Annotated in this window: 18 protein-coding genes; 6 read left to right on the top strand and 12 right to left on the bottom strand. The window is 72.0% G+C overall.

Features of this window, described 5'->3' with window-relative positions; genetic code table 11:
• Positions 1-12: 12 nt before the first annotated feature.
• Positions 13-1,659, top strand: a complete 1,647-nt coding sequence (locus D1J60_RS21830; RefSeq protein ID WP_125822219.1) for a phospho-sugar mutase — start codon at positions 13-15, stop codon at positions 1,657-1,659.
• 642 nt (positions 1,660-2,301) lie between these two features.
• Here D1J60_RS21830 and D1J60_RS21825 read toward each other — a convergent pair.
• The 5 genes from D1J60_RS21825 to afsQ1 all read right to left on the bottom strand — a co-directional run bounded on the left by D1J60_RS21825 (position 2,302) and on the right by afsQ1 (position 6,306).
• Complete coding sequence (locus tag D1J60_RS21825; RefSeq protein ID WP_125822218.1) at positions 2,302-2,814, bottom strand: GNAT family N-acetyltransferase; 513 nt, start codon at positions 2,812-2,814, stop codon at positions 2,302-2,304.
• 2 nt (positions 2,815-2,816) lie between these two features.
• Positions 2,817-2,939 carry a hypothetical protein gene (locus tag D1J60_RS38685; protein WP_277607509.1) on the bottom strand — a complete coding sequence of 41 codons (123 nt, stop codon included), beginning with the start codon at positions 2,937-2,939 and terminating at the stop codon, positions 2,817-2,819.
• A 556-nt stretch (positions 2,940-3,495) separates the two neighbouring features.
• On the bottom strand, positions 3,496-4,128 hold the full coding sequence (locus tag D1J60_RS21815; protein ID WP_241253356.1) for a hypothetical protein: 633 nt from the start codon (positions 4,126-4,128) through the stop codon (positions 3,496-3,498).
• A gap of 13 nt (positions 4,129-4,141) precedes the next feature.
• Complete coding sequence (locus D1J60_RS21810) at positions 4,142-5,632, bottom strand: HAMP domain-containing sensor histidine kinase (RefSeq protein WP_125604936.1); 1,491 nt, start codon at positions 5,630-5,632, stop codon at positions 4,142-4,144.
• Positions 5,629-6,306, bottom strand: coding sequence for a two-component system response regulator AfsQ1 (afsQ1, locus tag D1J60_RS21805; RefSeq protein WP_007266078.1), 678 nt, complete (start codon positions 6,304-6,306; stop codon positions 5,629-5,631). The genes D1J60_RS21810 and afsQ1 overlap by 4 nt, the downstream gene beginning before the upstream one ends.
• Before the next feature lie 203 nt (positions 6,307-6,509).
• Here afsQ1 and D1J60_RS21800 point away from each other — a divergent pair, with 203 nt between their 5' ends.
• Positions 6,510-7,217 (top strand): SigE family RNA polymerase sigma factor, encoded by a 708-nt coding sequence (locus D1J60_RS21800; RefSeq protein ID WP_125822216.1) that lies wholly within the window; start codon positions 6,510-6,512, stop codon positions 7,215-7,217.
• A 158-nt stretch (positions 7,218-7,375) separates the two neighbouring features.
• Here D1J60_RS21800 and D1J60_RS21795 read toward each other — a convergent pair whose 3' ends face one another.
• On the bottom strand, positions 7,376-8,152 hold the full coding sequence (locus D1J60_RS21795) for a uridine kinase (protein ID WP_241253355.1): 777 nt from the start codon (positions 8,150-8,152) through the stop codon (positions 7,376-7,378).
• On the opposite strand from D1J60_RS21795, the gene D1J60_RS21790 reads away from it, so the two are divergent.
• Entirely contained in the window at positions 8,151-8,525 is a 375-nt protein-coding gene (locus D1J60_RS21790; RefSeq protein ID WP_125822215.1) for a hypothetical protein, read from the top strand. The genes D1J60_RS21795 and D1J60_RS21790 overlap by 2 nt on opposite strands.
• A 74-nt stretch (positions 8,526-8,599) precedes the next feature.
• Here the strand turns inward: D1J60_RS21790 and D1J60_RS21785 are convergent, their stop codons facing one another.
• Genes D1J60_RS21785 through deoC form a run of 3 tightly spaced genes read right to left on the bottom strand, consistent with a single transcriptional unit; the run spans position 8,600 to position 11,896 of the window.
• Positions 8,600-9,499, bottom strand: coding sequence for an aldehyde dehydrogenase family protein (locus D1J60_RS21785; RefSeq protein ID WP_125822214.1), 900 nt, complete (start codon positions 9,497-9,499; stop codon positions 8,600-8,602).
• Positions 9,492-10,928: an aldehyde dehydrogenase family protein gene (locus D1J60_RS21780; RefSeq protein WP_125822213.1), complete on the bottom strand. Its 1,437-nt coding sequence runs from the start codon at positions 10,926-10,928 to the stop codon at positions 9,492-9,494. Before D1J60_RS21780 ends, D1J60_RS21785 begins: the two co-directional genes overlap by 8 nt.
• Before the next feature lie 5 nt (positions 10,929-10,933).
• On the bottom strand, positions 10,934-11,896 hold the full coding sequence (gene deoC, locus D1J60_RS21775; protein WP_125601798.1) for a deoxyribose-phosphate aldolase: 963 nt from the start codon (positions 11,894-11,896) through the stop codon (positions 10,934-10,936).
• 137 nt (positions 11,897-12,033) lie between these two features.
• Here deoC and D1J60_RS21770 point away from each other — a divergent pair, with 137 nt between their 5' ends.
• From D1J60_RS21770 to D1J60_RS21760, 3 genes are all read left to right on the top strand, one after another.
• On the top strand, positions 12,034-12,663 hold the full coding sequence (locus D1J60_RS21770; RefSeq protein ID WP_125822212.1) for a PH domain-containing protein: 630 nt from the start codon (positions 12,034-12,036) through the stop codon (positions 12,661-12,663).
• A gap of 188 nt (positions 12,664-12,851) precedes the next feature.
• The gene (locus D1J60_RS21765) at positions 12,852-13,361 is read left to right on the top strand and encodes a VanZ family protein (protein ID WP_164721076.1); all 510 of its coding nucleotides are present in this window, start codon (positions 12,852-12,854) and stop codon (positions 13,359-13,361) included.
• A gap of 55 nt (positions 13,362-13,416) precedes the next feature.
• Positions 13,417-13,629, top strand: a complete 213-nt coding sequence (locus D1J60_RS21760) for a PspC domain-containing protein (protein WP_125601774.1) — start codon at positions 13,417-13,419, stop codon at positions 13,627-13,629.
• A 76-nt stretch (positions 13,630-13,705) separates the two neighbouring features.
• Here D1J60_RS21760 and D1J60_RS21755 read toward each other — a convergent pair whose 3' ends face one another.
• The 3 genes from D1J60_RS21755 to D1J60_RS21745 form a co-directional block, all read right to left on the bottom strand.
• Positions 13,706-14,473 carry a hypothetical protein gene (locus D1J60_RS21755; protein ID WP_125822211.1) on the bottom strand — a complete coding sequence of 256 codons (768 nt, stop codon included), beginning with the start codon at positions 14,471-14,473 and terminating at the stop codon, positions 13,706-13,708.
• A gap of 129 nt (positions 14,474-14,602) precedes the next feature.
• On the bottom strand, positions 14,603-14,872 hold the full coding sequence (locus D1J60_RS21750) for a hypothetical protein (protein ID WP_125601768.1): 270 nt from the start codon (positions 14,870-14,872) through the stop codon (positions 14,603-14,605).
• Positions 14,873-15,012: 140 nt separating this feature from the next.
• On the bottom strand, positions 15,013-16,161 hold the full coding sequence (locus D1J60_RS21745; RefSeq protein WP_125601765.1) for an adenosine deaminase: 1,149 nt from the start codon (positions 16,159-16,161) through the stop codon (positions 15,013-15,015).
• Between the last annotated feature and the right edge of the window lie 8 nt (positions 16,162-16,169).

The following is a 16,169-nucleotide window of genomic DNA, read 5'->3' as shown; positions in this document are numbered from 1 at the left end:
AAGGCGGAAGCAGTGCAGGAACAGGACGACCTCCTCACCCGGGCCCGGACCTGGCTGGCCGAGGACCCCGACCCGGAGACGGCGGCGGAGCTCGCGGCCCTGATCGACGCCGGCGACACGGCCGAGCTCGCGGACCGCTTCTCCGGCACGCTCCAGTTCGGCACCGCCGGACTGCGCGGCGAGATCGGCGCCGGCCCGATGCGGATGAACCGCTCCGTGGTCATCCGCGCCGCGGCCGGCCTCGCGGCCTACCTGAAGGCCCAGGGCCACGACGGCGGCCTCGTCGTCGTCGGCTACGACGCGCGCTACAAGTCCGCGGACTTCGCCCGCGACACCGCCGCCGTGATGACCGGCGCCGGACTGCGCGCGGCCGTCCTGCCCCGGCCGCTGCCGACGCCCGTCCTCGCGTACGCCATAAGGCACCTCGGCGCCGTCGCCGGCGTCGAGGTGACCGCCAGCCACAACCCGCCCCGGGACAACGGCTACAAGGTCTACCTCGGCGACGGCTCGCAGATCGTGTCCCCCGCGGACACCGAGATCGCGGCGCGGATCGCGGCCGTCGGCGCGCTGGCCGACGTACCGCAGCCCGCGGACGGCTGGCTCCAGCTCGACGAGGAGGTCCTGGAGGCCTACCTGACCCGCACGGACGCCGTCCTGACCCCCGGATCCCCCCGGGGCGCGCGGACCGTCTACACGGCCATGCACGGCGTCGGCAAGGACGTCGTCCTCGCCGCCTTCGCCCGCCACGGCTTCCCCGAGCCGGTGCTCGTCGCCGAGCAGGCCGAGCCCGACCCGGCCTTCCCGACGGTCGCCTTCCCCAACCCGGAGGAGCCGGGCGCCATGGACCTGGCCTTCGCGAAGGCCGCCGAGGTCCAGCCCGACATCGTCATCGCCAACGACCCCGACGCCGACCGCTGCGCGGTCGCCGTCCCGGACAACGGCGGCTGGCGCATGCTGCGCGGCGACGAGGTCGGCGCGCTGCTCGCCGCCCACCTGGTCCACAAGGGCGCCCAGGGCGTCTTCGCCGAGTCGATCGTCTCCTCCTCCCTCCTCGGCCGGATCGCGGAGGCGGCGGGCGTCGGCTACGAGGAGACCCTGACGGGCTTCAAGTGGATCGCCCGCGTAGACGGCCTGCGCTACGGCTACGAGGAAGCCCTCGGCTACTGCGTGGACCCCGAGGGCGTCCGCGACAAGGACGGCGTCACCGCCGCCCTGCTCGTCGCCGAGCTCGCCTCCACGCTCAAGGAGCAGGGCCGCACCCTGACCGACCTCCTGGACGACCTGGCGATGGCCCACGGCCTGCACCACACCGACCAGCTGTCGGTCCGCGTCTCGGACCTGTCGGTCATCGCCAACGCCATGGCGCGGCTGCGCGCCGAACCCCCGGCCTCCCTGGCGGGTCTGCGGGTGGTCTCGGCGGAGGACCTGTCGCTCGGCTCGGCCGCCCTCCCGCCCACGGACGGCCTGCGCTACTACCTGGACGGCGACTACAAGGCCCGCGTCATCTGCCGCCCCTCCGGCACGGAGCCCAAGCTCAAGTGCTACCTGGAGGTGGTCGTCCCGGTGGCGGAGGCCTCCGACCTGGCAAGCGCCCGCACCCGGGGCCAGGAGATCCTGGACGGCATCAAGAAGGACCTCGCGGCGGCCATGGGCCTCTGACCCACCCGCGCCGCGCCCCGACGGCCCCCTCAGCCCAGGCTGAGGGGGCCGTCGGCGTCCGGGTACGCGGCCTGCGGCGCGGGGGCGGGGTGGGCGGAATCCCCTCGGGGGGTCTCAGAGAGGCGCGGGGGCTTCCCGTCAGTCCCATCGTCCTTCCGGTTCGGGCCGGTCCCTCAAGGGCGCTCCTTCGTCGCGTCGCTACGCGATGGCCTTCGGCCACCCTTGACCGACCGACCCGAACCGGAAAGCCGAAAGACTGCCGGGAAACCCCCAAAGAAACGGGACGGATGATCCTGGAGGGAGGCCTCCCTCAGCGCTGAGGCGAGGGGCCGGGCGTCGGCCCGCCGGGCGTCCGAGCCCTCGAGAGCCGGGAATCCGGGCCGGGTGCGCGGCTACCCGCACGAGAGGTTGATCAGACCGACCTGGGAAGCCCCCAAGCGCGACAGATCGCTACGCGCTCCTCGAATCTCAGCGTCCCACGACCGCCCCGGGCTGATACCCGCACCAAAGGACGAACAGATCCACCTAGGCATCCGACAGGCGCGACAGATCGCTACGCGCTCCTCTCATCTCGGCGGCCGGCCACCGCCTGGGGCTGATGTGCGCATCGCAGACGGCCGATAGGCGGGGCGCCGGACGGTGTCACAGCTGGTCGGCATGCGGAGGGGGAAGGGATTCGAGGCTGTGGAGGTAGGTCAGGCCGGGGCTGCCGGCGAGCTGTGTCTCACCGGTGACGATGAACCCTGTACGGGCCAGCACGGTGCGGGATGCGCTGTTGTCGAGCGTGGTGGCCGCCCGCAGGGTGGTCAATCCGTAGTCCTCGGCCGCGAGACGGCACACTTCCCGCACGGCCTCCGTGGCCATCCCCCGGCCCGTGGCCCGCTCTGCGATCCGGTAGCCGAGTTCGGCCCCGCCGTCTGCCACGTCGACCAGGTTGACCCGCCCCAACACCTTGCCCGCAGGACCCACCAACACGTGGAAGTAACAGACCCCGGCCTCCTGCTCGGCAAGCAGGTCACGCTGCCGGTCGTCGAACCGGGCGAAGTACTCATCGCCTCGGTCAGGGACGGACGCCGCGAAGTAGGCCCGGTTCTCCCGCTCGAAGGCGAGGAGCGCGGGAGCATGGTCCCGACGAAGCAGATGCAGCTCAACCATGATCACCACGCTACCCGCTGGACCCCGGCCTTCACCGCCGGGTGCGCCCGCGCCACCTGGTCCGCCGTGACGGTCCCGTTCGCGGCGGCGTCGACCAGCTGGGAGCGCTTCCTCAGCACCTTCAAGGCAGCGTCCGATGAGCCACCGACGTCGAACCCGCCCCGGACCAGCCCAAGACGGCCGTCGGACGCCGAGAAATGAGGAGCGCGTAGCGATCTGTCGCGCCTGGGGGCTCCGTAGGTCGATTTGGTCGACCTCTCGTGCGGGTAGCCGCGCCCCTGGTCCGGGATCTGGACTCTTTGGGGGCCCGGATGCCCGGCGGGCCGGCCCCGGCGCCTCGTCTCATCGCTGAGACGCCCGCTCCTCCAAGGATCGTCCGTCCCGTTTCTTTGGGGGTTTCCCGGCAGTCTTTCGGCTTTCCGGTTCGGGTCGGTCGGTCAAGGGTGGCCGAAGGCCATCGCGTAGCGACGCGACGAAGGAGCGCCCTTGAGGGACCGGCCCGAACCGGAAGGACGATGGGACTGACGGGAAGCCCCCACGCCTCTCTGATCCGGTCCGTGGGGATACCGCCCACCCGGCCCCCGGCCCGCAGACAAGGGGGCAGACAAGGGGGCGGGTGGGCAACCGCCGCCCCGCCCCCACCCCTCGAGGGGGAGATAGCGGGCCCGGACCGCAGGCCCCCTACGTCGCCGAAGGCGACGGCGACGGCGAGCCCGGCGGCGTCGGGGTCGGGCTGGCCAGGTCGCCCAGGGTGGGGACCGACTCCGGGCGGGAGCGGACCGCGTCCGTGCACTCCCATGCGCGGGGCGGGTCGGCGTTCGGGCCGCCGAGGACCACCGGGCCCGGGCCGGCCGAGACGGCCTCGCTCGCCGAGAGGGTGCAGACGATCTGGGCCAGCGCCACCGGCGGCAGGTCCTCCGGTTTGCGGCTGAGCCGCAGCGTTCCCGCCGGGTCGCCGGGGCGGGCCGGGGACGCCGACAGCTGGTCGGGGACGCTGGTGGTGAAGCCGCCGTCGCGTTCCTCCGCGGACGGGCTGCGTTCCAGTTCCTCCAGCAGCGCCTGCGCGATGATGACGACCCCGTCCCGCGAAGCGCGCTTCTCGGGTACCGGCACCACGCGCTCCACGCCGACCAGCTGCGAGCCGCAGACCAGTTCCAGCGTGGCCCGGAAGCCCTGTACGCCGCTCTGGCCCGCCGGCTGCCCGGCGGTCTCGCACGACACCCGGGACGGGGCCGCGCCCACGTCGACCGGGACGGTGGTGGCCCGGATCCCGCATCCGGACAACGCGAGGACCCCGGCGAGGACCCCCGTCACCAGCGTCGCAGTCCTACGCTTCCACGCCGCCACCGGCGATCACCGCCCCCACGTCCATCGGGAGCCGCAGCGTGAACACGGCCCCGCCTTCCGGCCCGTTCGCGGCGGTGATGTCACCGCCGTGGATGTGGGCGTTCTCCATCGCGATCGACAGGCCGAGCCCGCTGCCGTCCGACTTGGGCCGGGACGCGCTCGCCTTGTAGAAGCGGTCGAAGACGTGCGGCAGCACCTCCTCGGGGATGCCCGGGCCGTTGTCCCTGACCGCGATGACCAGCCACTCCCCCTCCACGCACACCGACACCCGCACCGGCGAGCCGCCGTGCTTGAGGGCGTTGCCGATGAGGTTGGCGAGGATGACGTCCAGGCGGCGCGGGTCGAGGCGTGCCACGATCCCGCGGCCGGCGTCGAGTTCGACGGCGTCGAGCCAGGCGCGGGCGTCGATGCAGGCGGTGACCTGGTCGGCGACGTTGACGTCGTCGAGGACCAGCCGGGCGGTTCCCGCGTCGAAGCGGGTGACCTCCATCAGGTTCTCCACCAGGTCGTTCAGCCGCCGGGTCTCGCTGACGACCAGGCCCACCGCCGGGGCGATCATCGGGTCGAGGTACTCGACCTCCTCCTCCAGCACCTCGGCGACCGCCGTCAGTGCCGTCAGCGGGGTGCGCAGCTCGTGGCTCATGTCGGCCACGAAGCGCCGGCTGGCCTCCTCGCGGGCGCTCATGTCGGCGACCTTCTTCTCCAGCGCCTCCGCCGTGCGGTTGAAGGTGCGCGACAGGTCGGCCAGTTCGTCCGTCCCCGACACGTCGAGCCGGTGGTCGAGTTCGCCTTCGCCGAGCCTGCGTGCCGCGTCCCCGAGGCGCTGCACGGGCTTGAGGACGGTGCGTGCCGCGCCCTGCGCGAGCAGCGCGGAGCCGAGGAGGGCGAGGCCGGTGGCGATGGTGAGGGACCAGCCGAGGGCGTTGAGGTCGTCGCGTTCGGTGGCGAGGGACTTGTACATGTAGCCGGTGGGGCCGCCGCCGACGATGCGGGTGCCGCCGACGAGGTACGGGTTGCCCTGGGGTTTCGTGCGCTGCCAGTACATGTGGTACTCGGCGTCGTTGGCGGCGGTGGTCTTCTGCCGGTCGTTGACGGCGTACTGGAGGGACTTCGGTACGTCGTTCAGCCCGAAGGGGACCGCGCCCGCCGCGCCGATGACCTTGCGGCCGTCCTTGCGTTCGTGGACGAGGAGCACGCTGTACCCGGGGCTGCTGCCCGCCATGAGTTCGGCGGTGCGCTGTATCTCCTCGGGCGTCGGGTCGGCGGGCAGTGCCGCGGCCCGGTTCTGCATCTCCTGGCGGAAGTCGCCCAGGGCCGCGTCCTGGGTGCGGGTGAGCACGGCTTCGCGGTTGAGCCAGTACGCGATGCCGGACGCGGAGACCGCGGCGACGAGCGCGACGAGCGCGAACACGACGAGGAGGCGCAGCCGCAGGCTGGTCCAGCGCCGGCCCGCGAACAGGGCCTTGGTCACTGCGGGGAGTCCAGCCGGTAGCCGACACCCCGGACGGTACGGATCAGCGTGGGTGAGGAGGGCACTTCCTCGACCTTGGCGCGCAGCCGCTGGACGCAGGCGTCGACGAGCCGCGAGTCGCCGAGGTAGTCGTGTTCCCACACCAGTCGCAGGAGCTGCTGGCGGGAGAGGGCCTGGCCGGGGCGGCGGCTGAGTTCCAGGAGGAGGCGCAGCTCGGTGGGGGTGAGCTGGAGGTCCTCGCCGTTCTTCGTCACGGTCATGGCGGCCCGGTCGATGACCAGGGTCCCGAACGTGGCGGAGTCGCTCGCCTCGCGTTCGCCGCGGCGCAGTACGGCACGGATGCGCGCGTCGAGCACGCGTCCCTGGACGGGCTTGACGACGTAGTCGTCCGCTCCGGACTCCAGGCCGACGACGACATCGATGTCGTCGCTGCGCGCGGTGAGCAGGATGATCGGCAGCTGGTCGGTGCGGCGGATACGCCGGCACACCTCGAAGCCGTCGATCCCGGGCAGCATGACGTCGAGCACGATCAGGTCCGGCCGCTGCTCGCGCAGCAGTTTCAGGCCGTCCTCGCCCGTCGCCGCGGTGGCCACTCGGTGGCCCTGGCGGGTCAGGGAGAGTTCGAGGGCCGTGCGGATGGCGTCGTCGTCCTCGATCAGCAACAGGAAGGGCACGGGCTCATTCTGTCCCATCGGCCGTCCGCAGTTCGACCGTCGGGGCGGTGGCAATCGCGGGGGACGTATTCGCGCCATCGTCTGGCGCACGGGTGGCTGTGACAGGCCTGTGACAGTCGGCGGACACCCTGGTTATACCGGCCGGGCAGTCTTTTCCCATCGACACGACGGACCGAAGCAGACTCCACGACGGGGGGCGCGAGATGAACACGCTGCACAGCACCACGACCAGCGCGGTTGTCACGCGGCTGCACGATGTGAACCGCCGGGCGGGTGTCCGTACGGTGACGGTCGCCCGTCAGCGGCCGGCACACGTCACAGCCATTGACGCGAAGCAGTACCAGGCGGTTCCCGCGCAGCGCACGGCGGTGCCGGCCCCGTCCTCCTCGTCGGAGGCGGAGTTCACGGCGTACGTGCAGGAGCGGCGGGCGGCGCTGTTCGCGACGGCCTTCCACCTCACCGGCGACCGTCACGAGGCCGAGGACCTGTTGCAGAGCGCGCTGTTCTCCACGTACCGCGCCTGGGACCGGATCAGTGACAAGGCGGCGGTGGGCGGTTACCTGCGCCGCACGATGACGAACCTGCACATCAGCGCCTGGCGTCGGCGGAAGCTGAACGAGTACCCGACGGAGGAGCTGCCGGAGACGGCGTCGGACACGGACGCGATGCGGGGTACGGAGCTGCGCGCGGTGCTGTGGCAGGCGCTGGCCCGGATTCCGGAGCCGCAGCGGACGATGCTGGTGCTGCGGTACTACGAGGGCCGTACGGACCCGGAGATCGCGGAGATCCTGGGCATCAGCGTGGGCACCGTGAAGTCGAGCATCTGGCGCTCGCTGCGCCGGCTGCGGGAGGACGAGGTGCTGAGCTTCGGGCGTGACGAGGCGGAGTCCTTCGGGGAGCTCGTCGCGTAACCGGGAAAGACCATGGGGCCGGGGGGCCCGTCCTACGGGGGTGGGACGGGGGCCGCAGGGGGAGAAGAGGCGGGATCAAGCGGCCGGGGGTCCGCGTGATCCCGCCTTTTCACTGTGTCCGGGGCCATCCAGGGCTGTCCGGGGGCGGGCCCGGTCCGTCAGATGGCGGTGGGGGTGCGGTGGCGTCCGGCGGCCGCGGCGGCCAGCCGGCCGAGGGCTTCGTCGCGGGCGCAGGCGTGGGCGCCGAGGGCGACGTGGCGGGCGACGATGCCGCGTTCGGCGCGCATGAGGCGGTAGCCGCGGCGCAGCAGGAAGGGCACGGACTTGCGGCCTTCGCGCAGGTCGCGCAGGAAGCGGCGGCGGAAGGTGGTGGAGGGGCGGCCGCGCAGGCAGATGGCGTCGGCGAGCAGGCCCAGTTCCTGGCAGCGGGCCGCGATGTCGGCGGCGAAGATGCCCTCGGCGATGAACAGCGGGGTGCGGTCGATGTCGAGGGTCTCGGTGCCGGTCCGGGAGGACGAGGCGATGGAGTAGACGGGGACCTCGGTGCGGCCGGCGGCGCAGAGTTCCGCGATGGCGGCGACGGCGGTGTCGGCGTCCCAGGAGAGCGGGGAGTCCCAGTCGATGTCGGAGCTGCCCTCGACCAGGGGGAGGGTGGGGTCCGTCGCCTCTTTGTAGAAGTCGTCCAGGCGCAGTACGGGGAGGCCCGACCGGGCCGCGAGCGAGGACTTGCCGGAACCCGAGGGACCGGTCAGCAGCACGACGCGCGTGGGAAGGGGAGATGAACAGCTCACGGGAGACCAGTGTGAGGCATGACCCGGCGTATCAACACACTGCGGACATGCCCTGCGACCGGTCTCACACGGCGGGTTGGAATCGGGGGCGCCCCCTCCACTACTCTGTGTGCGCACGCGACTACGACCACAGGCGGGAACCATGGCACGTCACGCAGCATCCGAACCCTCTCCGCACCGGCTCCGCGCCGCCGGCCTGAGCCTGTCCATGGCCGGGGCGGCCCTGGCGATGGCGGCGGGCGGGGCCCAGGCCTCGGAGACCCACCTCCAGGCGGCCGAGACCGATCTGAACGCGGCGGTGGCCGGGATCGCGAACCCGCTCGGGGACCTGAAGGTGAACCCGCTGGCCCACACCGGGGTGGATCCGCTGGACAACGGGGTGGGGACGAAGGTCGCGGACTTCCCGGCGGTGGGCACGACGATGGTGACGGGGATCCTGACGCAGGGGCCGTCGGTGAAGGAGCTGCCGACGGCGGCGGTCACCTCGCTGCTGGGGCCGGTCCTGCCGAAGCAGTAGGGGGCACACGTGAAGGCCCTGGCAGCACGGGGGTTGGCTGCCAGGGCCGGTCTCACGGGGCGGTTGCCGTAGGCCTAGTAGGAGGAGCCGCCCGAGCCCAGGGAGCCCGTCGGGTGCCAGACGGTCTTGGTCTCCAGGAAGGCCGTCATGCGGTGGGTGCCCGGGTCGGCGCTCCAGTCGTCCACAGGCTGTGGACGCAGGACGCGCTTGAGGTTGTCCGCCGCGGCGATCTCCAGGTCCTTGGCGAGGGCCACGTCGGCGCCCGCCAGGTCGATGGCGTTGACGTCCTGGTGGGCCGCCAGGTGGGGGCCCATCTCGGCGGCCTTGCCGGAGAGGATGTTGACGACGCCGCCGGGCAGGTCGGAGGTGGCCAGTACCTCGCCCAGGGAGAGGGCGGGGAGCGGGGCCTTCTCGCTGGCGATGACGACGGCCGTGTTGCCCGTCGCGATGACCGGGGCGATCACCGAGACGAGGCCCAGGAACGACGACTGCTGCGGGGCGACGACGGTGACGACGCCGGTCGGCTCCGGGGTGGAGAGGTTGAAGAACGGGCCCGCGACGGGGTTGGCCCCGCCCACGACCTGGCCGATCTTGTCGGTCCAGCCCGCGTACCAGACCCAGCGGTCGATGGCCGCGTCGACGACGGCGGCCGCCTTCGACTTGGACAGGCCCTCGGCCTCGGCGACCTCGCGGACGAACTGCTCGCGGCGGCCCTCGAGCATCTCGGCGATGCGGTAGAGGATCTGGCCGCGGTTGTAGGCGGTGGCGCCGGCCCAGCCGCCGAAGGCCTTGCGGGCCGCGACGACCGCGTCACGGGCGTCCTTGCGGGAGGACAGCGGGGCGTTGGCCAGCCAGTTGCCCTTGGAGTCGCTCACCTCGTACACCCGGCCGCTCTCGGAGCGGGGGAACTTGCCCCCGACGTACAGCTTGTAGGTCTTGAAGACGCCCAGACGGGTCGCAGAAGACTCAGACATCGAGGTAGCCCTCCAGGCCGTGGCGGCCGCCCTCGCGGCCGAAGCCCGACTCCTTGTAGCCGCCGAAGGGCGAGGCCGGGTCGAACTTGTTGAACGTGTTGGCCCACACCACACCCGCGCGGAGCTTGCCCGCGACCGCGAGGATGCGGGAGCCCTTCTCCGTCCAGATGCCGGCGGACAGGCCGTACTGGCTGTTGTTGGCCTTGGCGACGGCCTCGTCGGGGGTGCGGAACGTCAGCACGGACAGGACCGGGCCGAAGATCTCGTCGCGGGCGACGGTGTGCGCCTGGGTGACGTTCGTGAAGAGCGTCGGGGCGAACCAGTAGCCGGCGGACGGCAGCTCGCAGGCCGGGGACCAGCGCTCGGCGCCCTCGGCCTCGCCGGTGTCGGCGAGGGCGGTGATCCGGGCGAGCTGCTCGGCGGAGTTGATCGCGCCGATGTCGGTGTTCTTGTCGAGCGGGTCGCCCAGGCGCAGCGTGGAGAGGCGGCGCTTGAGGGAGTCGAGGAGCTCGTCGTGGATCGACTCCTGGACCAGGAGGCGGGAGCCCGCGCAGCAGACCTGGCCCTGGTTGAAGAAGATGCCGTTGACGATGCCCTCGACGGCCTGGTCGATGGGGGCGTCGTCGAAGACGATGTTGGCGCCCTTGCCGCCGAGCTCCAGGGTGACCTTCTTGTCGGTGCCGGCGATCTGGCGGGCGATGGCCTTGCCGACGGCGGTGGAGCCGGTGAAGGCGACCTTGTTGACGTCGGGGTGGGCGACGAGTTCGGCGCCGGCGTCCCCGTAGCCGGGGATGATGTTGACGACGCCCTTGGGCAGGCCGGCCTGGCGGCAGATGTCCGCGAAGAACAGCGCCGACAGGGGGGTGGTCTCGGCCGGCTTGAGGACGACGGTGTTGCCGGTGGCGAGCGCCGGGGCGATCTTCCACGCGAGCATCAGCAGCGGGAAGTTCCAGGGGATGACCTGGCCGGCCACGCCGAGCGGGCGCGGGTTCGCACCGAAGCCGGCGTGGTCGAGCTTGTCGGCCCAGCCCGCGTAGTAGAAGAAGTGCGCGGCGACCAGGGGGAGGTCCGCGTCGCGGGTCTCCTTGATCGGCTTGCCGTTGTCCAGGGTCTCCAGGACGGCGAGCTCGCGGCTGCGCTCCTGGATGATCCGGGCGATGCGGAAGAGGTACTTGGCGCGCTCGGAGCCGGGCAGCGCGGACCACTTCTCGAAGGCGCGGCGGGCGGCCTTGACGGCGCGGTCGACGTCGGCGGCACCGGCCTGGGCGACCTCGGCCAGGACTTCCTCGCTGGAGGGGCTGACGGTCTTGAAGACCTTGCCGTCGGCGGCGTCGGTGAACTCGCCGTCGATGAAGAGCCCGTAGGAGGGGGCGATGTCGACGACCGAGCGGGACTCGGGGGCCGGTGCGTACTCGAAGAGGGATGCCATGGTGATCAGTCCACCGTCACGTAGTCGGGACCGGAGTAACGCCCGGTGCTCAGCTTCTGGCGCTGCATGAGCAGGTCGTTCAGCAGGCTGGAGGCGCCGAAGCGGAACCACTCGTTGGTCAGCCAGTCCTCGCCCGCGGTCTCGTTGACCAGGACCAGGAACTTGAGGGCGTCCTTGGTGGTGCGGATGCCGCCGGCCGGCTTCACGCCGATCTGGATTCCAGTCTGCGCCTTGAAGTCGCGTACGGCTTCGAGCATGAGCAGGGTGTTGGCGGGGGTGGCGTTGACGCCGACCTTGCCGGTGGAGGTCTTGATGAAGTCGGCGCCGGCGATCATGCCGATCCAGGAGGCGCGGCGGATGTTGTCGTACGTCGACAGCTCGCCGGTCTCGAAGATGACCTTGAGGCGGGCGGCGGTGCCGTCGGGGCGGACGCACGCCTCCTTCACGGCCTTGATCAGCTCGTACGTCTCCAGGTAGCGGCCGGCGAGGAAGGCGCCACGGTCGATGACCATGTCGATCTCGTCGGCGCCGGCGGCCACGGCGTCCCGGGTGTCGGCCAGCTTGACCGGCAGGGCGGCGCGCCCGGCGGGGAAGGCGGTGGCGACGGAGGCGACCTTGACGTCGGCGCCGTTCAGCGCGGCCTTGGCGGTGGCCACCATGTCGGGGTAGACGCAGACCGCGGCGGTCATGGGCGTGCTGCGGTCGGTCGGGTCGGGGTTGACGGCCTTGGCGGAGAGCGCCCGGACCTTGCCCGGGGTGTCCGCACCCTCAAGCGTGGTCAGGTCGATCATCGAGATGGCCAGGTCGATGGCGTACGCCTTGGCCGTCGTCTTGATCGAGCGGGTGCCGAGCGAGGCCGCGCGGGCCTCCAGGCCGACTGCGTCTACGCCGGGCAGCCCGTGCAGGAAGCGGCGCAGCGCGCTGTCGGACGTCGTCACGTCAGCGAATGCGGTGAGGGTGGTGGGCATGGTCACCAGATGAGCATATCTACGCGCGTAGCGCCTGTCACCCCCCTCGGTGCACATATGGGCGTGAGATCCGTCATCGGAGCTTGTGGCCCCGCTCGCCCGTACCTCCCGGCGGGCCATGGGGCAGAATCGGCCGCATGACTACGCCCTCCCCCCACGAGCCGGTCTACGCCGACCGCGTCTACCGCTCCCCCATGGCCGTCGTCTCCGGGGTGCTGCTGCTCGCGCTCGTCGCCTGGCTGTGCGGGGACGCCGTCGTACGGGGCTCGGCGGACGCGCGGTGGACGGGCGTCGCGGTCGCGCTGGCCGCCGTCCCGCTGATCGTGGCGTTCACCCTGCGCCCGGCCGTCTTCGCCAACGACGACCGGATGCGGATCCGCAACCCCTTCCGGAGCATCGAGCTGCCCTGGGCCGCGGTGGACGCGGTGCGTGCCGGCTACTCGGCGGAGGTGCTGGCCCAGGGGTCGAAGTACCAGCTGTGGTCGGTGCCGGTGTCGCTGCGCGAACGGAAGAAGGCCGGCCGGCAGTTCAGCCGCCGGGAGGCGCTGCGCGGCAAGGGCGTGGCGGCCGAGGACGCCGGGGCGGATCCGGCCGCGCCGCCGCGGGCCGCCGCCGACCGCACCATCGACGAGCTGCGCGAGCTCGCCGAGCGCGGGGCCGGGCGGCCGGGCGCGCAGGGCGGGGTCCGCGTGCGGTGGGCGTACGAGATCATCGCGCCGGCGGTGGCGGGCGCGGTCCTGCTGGCCGTGCTGCTGGCGACGGGCTGACGGGGCCCGCGGCCGCAGGGGCGTCCGTCCGATGATCGGGGCATCCGCTGAGCTGCCGTAACCGCTGCGTAACGGACACGAGTACCGGAACCGGTGCCGCCGGGGGGTGCGTCCTCGCAGGTGTGCACCGTCATGAGGGCAGCGGCAGCGCCGCCACCGACACGAAGCTCCCGGTCCGGTCCCGGCTCCTGAGCGGGGCCCTGCTGGCCGCGCATCTGCTGCTCGTCGGATGGCTGACGCTGAGCCCCCTGGACGTCCCCTGGGCGGCGGCCGCGAACCTGACCCCGCTGGAGGGGATCCGGGCGGACCTCGCCTTCGGCCCGCTGGAGGCCGCGCGGCGGATCGGCGAGGGGCTGGCGCTGCTGGCCCCGCTGGGGGTGCTGCTGCCGCTGGCCGGGGGCCGGCTGGCGGCGGGGCCGCTGGCGGCCTGGTCCTCGCTGGTCCGGACGGCGGCCGCGGCCGTACTGATCTCGCTCGGCATCGAGATGCTGCAGACCGCGGTCCCCGGCCGGGTGCTGGACGTGGACGCGCTGCTGCTGAACACCGCCGGAGTGGTCGTCGTCCACCTGGCCGTCGTGCCGGTGCTGCGCAGGCGGCTGCGCCGGACGCACGCGTCTCAGGGGCCCACCCCGAGAATTACCAGGGTCGGCATCGGACCCTGGACCGAGGTCCTTTCGGCGGTACCGCGCGAGTATTGAGGCATCGCGGAAGGGAAAGGTCCCGGAGCGCGATCCCCATACGAAGGAGAAGAAAATGAGCGCGATTACCCGCCCCCGTGACGGACGGATGATCGGCGGCGTCTGCGCCGGGCTCGCACGGCGTTTCGGTATCAAGGCCCGCACGATGCGGATCATCTTCGTGGCCTCGTGCCTGCTGCCCGGACCGCAGTTCCTCATCTACCTGGCGCTGTGGCTGCTGCTCCCGAACGAGAAGGCCGGCGCGGGCGCGGCGCGGACCGCCTGGTAGGTCCCCGGTCTCCGGCGGTCCTCCGGCGGGTCTCCGGCAGGTCTCCGGCGCGGGTCCGTCCGGGCTCGTCCCGGGCTCAGCCCGCCTTCTTGACCTTCTCCAGCTGCTTGTCCGCGATCTCCTGCGGGACCAGCGCCTTCTGGTCCGCGGCGGCCACGTTCAGGGCCATCAGCCGCACGACCCGGTCGCCCCGGCGTACGACGACCAGGTGGACCGGCGCCGAGACTCCCTCGGCGGTGGCGGTCGTGGTCCAGCTGACCGTCTCGTCGCCCGCCGTCCTGTACGGGACGGCCTTCACGTCCCGGTAGCGGCCGGTCTGCTTCTCCACGGTGGCGGTGAAACCCGTGCCGCAGGCCGCGACGGCCTCGCGCAGCCGGGCGACGACCCGCTTGGCCTCGGCCTCCGCGTAGGAGCTGACGGAGGCGGAGACCGCGAGGCCCACCTGCTTCTGGGAGCCGATGCCGCGGTTGACCGTCTCGTGGGCGGCCGGGTCGGGCTTGTCCCCCATGATGTCGGCCAGCGGCTGGCAGGCCTTCCTGTCGGCCTGCGGCTGCCCGTCAGGGGCGTTCGGGTTCTTGCCCTGCGCGGAGATCTGGTAGCCGGCGAGGTCGCCCTGGACGAGGGCGGCCCGTTCCAGGCTCGCGTCCTTGGCCTTGGGTGCGGCGGGAGCCGCCGGCGCGCCGGGCGCGCCCGAGGGGCGGGCGGCCGCGGAGCCCTTGGGGTCGGGGGTCTTCCCGGGCGCGGGGGTGTCCGTACCGCTGCCGCAGGCGACCGCTCCGAGGAGCAGTGCGGGGAGCAGCGCGAACCTCGTCGCGGGCGCCGTGAAACGTGCCGTGATGCGCATGACCGGACCTCATACCCCGTGCGTCGGCGGGCAGTTGGTGGTGATCGTGGCACACCGCGCGACGCGGCGCACACCTCCTCGAAGGGGCGTGCGCCGCGTGCGCGTGCGTGCGATTTCGCGGGGCTGGGGTCAGCCGAGGGCGCCGAGCGGGGCGGCCACCGGGGCGAGGCCGCCGAGCAGGCCGGTGACGGGGGCGGCGGCGTCGGAGGCCTCGCTCTCCTGCGCACCCTGCTGCTGCGTCTGGTCGGTGAGGGAGCTGGTGGCGCTGGTCAGGGAGCCGAGGGTGTCCGTCAGGCTCGCGGCGGGGAGCGCCGAGGCGGAGGCGGTGCCGGCGGCGCCCGCGGCGAGGGCGGCACCAATCACAGCGACACCGAGGGACTTGGCAGCAGACTGCTTCATGAAAAATCGTCCTTGCGACGGGGAAACTGAGCGGCTCCGCAAACTAGCCACTTCAAACCCGGTCCCGCAAACATCCTTAAATACGAGAAAGCGTCCGGGAGTTGAGTCTCCCGGACGCTTTCAGCGGGTCATTCCGTGGCCTAGGCCGAGACAGTTCCGCTGGTGGAAGCGGTCTGCCGGAACAGCCATTCGGACTTCAGCTCCGCATAGCCCGGCTTGATCACGTCGTTGATCATCGCGAGTCGTTCATCGAAAGGAATGAACGCGGACTTCATCGCATTGACGGTGAACCACTGCATGTCGTCGAGCGAGTAGCCGAAGGCGTCGACCAGGTGCTCGAACTCGCGGCTCATGCTGGTGCCGCTCATCAGGCGGTTGTCCGTGTTGACCGTCAGCCGGAAGTGCAGCTTGCGCAGCAGGCCGATCGGGTGTTCGGCGTACGAGGCGGCCGCGGCGGTCTGGAGGTTCGAGGTCGGGCACATCTCCAGGGGGATGCGCTTGTCCCGGACGTACGAGGCCAGGCGGCCCAGCTTGACGGAACCGTCCTCGGCGACCTCGATGTCGTCGATGATCTTCACGCCGTGGCCGAGGCGGTCCGCGCCGCACCACTGCAGGGCCTGCCAGATCGAGGGGAGGCCGAAGGCCTCGCCCGCGTGGATGGTGAAGTGGTTGTTCTCGCGCTTGAGGTACTCGAAGGCGTCGAGGTGGCGGGTGGGGGGGAACCCGGCCTCGGCGCCGGCGATGTCGAAGCCGACCACGCCGTTGTCCCGGTAGCGGTTGGCCAGCTCGGCGATCTCCAGCGCGCGGGCCGCGTGGCGCATGGCGGTCAGCAGGGCGCCGACGCGGATGCGGTGGCCGTTGGCCTTGGCGCGGCGCTCGCCCTCGCGGAAGCCGTCGTTGACGGCCTCGACGACCTCTTCGAGGGTCAGGCCGGCTTCGAGGTGCTGCTCGGGGGCGTAGCGGATCTCGGCGTACACGACGCCGTCCTCGGCCAGGTCCTCGGCGCACTCGGCGGCGACCCGGAAGAGGGCCTCCTTCGTCTGCATGACGGCGCAGGTGTGCGCGAACGTCTCCAGGTAGCGCGGGAGGGAGCCGGAGTCGGCGGCGTCGCGGAACCAGACGCCCAGCTTGTCGGCGTCGGTCTCGGGGAGCTTGTCGTAGCCGACCTCGGCCGCCAGCTCGATGATGGTCCCGGGGCGCAGCCCTCCGTCGAGGTGGTCGTGCAGCAGCACCTTCGGGGAGCGGCGGATCTGGTCCGGGGTGGGCAGGTTGGGGGTCTCGCTCGTCATCCCGGCAC

Source organism: Streptomyces sp. W1SF4 (assembly GCF_003950035.1).
GTDB classification, from domain to species: Bacteria; Actinomycetota; Actinomycetes; order Streptomycetales; family Streptomycetaceae; genus Streptomyces; species Streptomyces racemochromogenes.
Note: the sequence above shows the minus strand (reverse complement) of the source record. Positions and strands in the feature narration are given on the sequence as shown.

What these genes read in the sequence shown, in the direction of transcription:
- D1J60_RS21825 (WP_125822218.1), bottom strand. Translation starts at nt 2,814, where the DNA reads ATGGTTGAGCTGCATCTGCTTCGTCGGGACCATGCTCCCGCGCTCCTC.
- D1J60_RS21800 (WP_125822216.1), top strand. Translation starts at nt 6,510, where the DNA reads ATGAACACGCTGCACAGCACCACGACCAGCGCGGTTGTCACGCGGCTG.
- D1J60_RS21790 (WP_125822215.1), top strand. Translation starts at nt 8,151, where the DNA reads ATGGCACGTCACGCAGCATCCGAACCCTCTCCGCACCGGCTCCGCGCC.
- D1J60_RS21795 (WP_241253355.1), bottom strand. Translation starts at nt 8,152, where the DNA reads ATGGTTCCCGCCTGTGGTCGTAGTCGCGTGCGCACACAGAGTAGTGGA.
- D1J60_RS21785 (WP_125822214.1), bottom strand. Translation starts at nt 9,499, where the DNA reads ATGTCTGAGTCTTCTGCGACCCGTCTGGGCGTCTTCAAGACCTACAAG.
- D1J60_RS21780 (WP_125822213.1), bottom strand. Translation starts at nt 10,928, where the DNA reads ATGGCATCCCTCTTCGAGTACGCACCGGCCCCCGAGTCCCGCTCGGTC.
- deoC (WP_125601798.1), bottom strand. Translation starts at nt 11,896, where the DNA reads ATGCCCACCACCCTCACCGCATTCGCTGACGTGACGACGTCCGACAGC.
- D1J60_RS21770 (WP_125822212.1), top strand. Translation starts at nt 12,034, where the DNA reads ATGACTACGCCCTCCCCCCACGAGCCGGTCTACGCCGACCGCGTCTAC.
- D1J60_RS21760 (WP_125601774.1), top strand. Translation starts at nt 13,417, where the DNA reads ATGAGCGCGATTACCCGCCCCCGTGACGGACGGATGATCGGCGGCGTC.
- D1J60_RS21755 (WP_125822211.1), bottom strand. Translation starts at nt 14,473, where the DNA reads ATGCGCATCACGGCACGTTTCACGGCGCCCGCGACGAGGTTCGCGCTG.
- D1J60_RS21750 (WP_125601768.1), bottom strand. Translation starts at nt 14,872, where the DNA reads ATGAAGCAGTCTGCTGCCAAGTCCCTCGGTGTCGCTGTGATTGGTGCC.
- D1J60_RS21745 (WP_125601765.1), bottom strand. Translation starts at nt 16,161, where the DNA reads ATGACGAGCGAGACCCCCAACCTGCCCACCCCGGACCAGATCCGCCGC.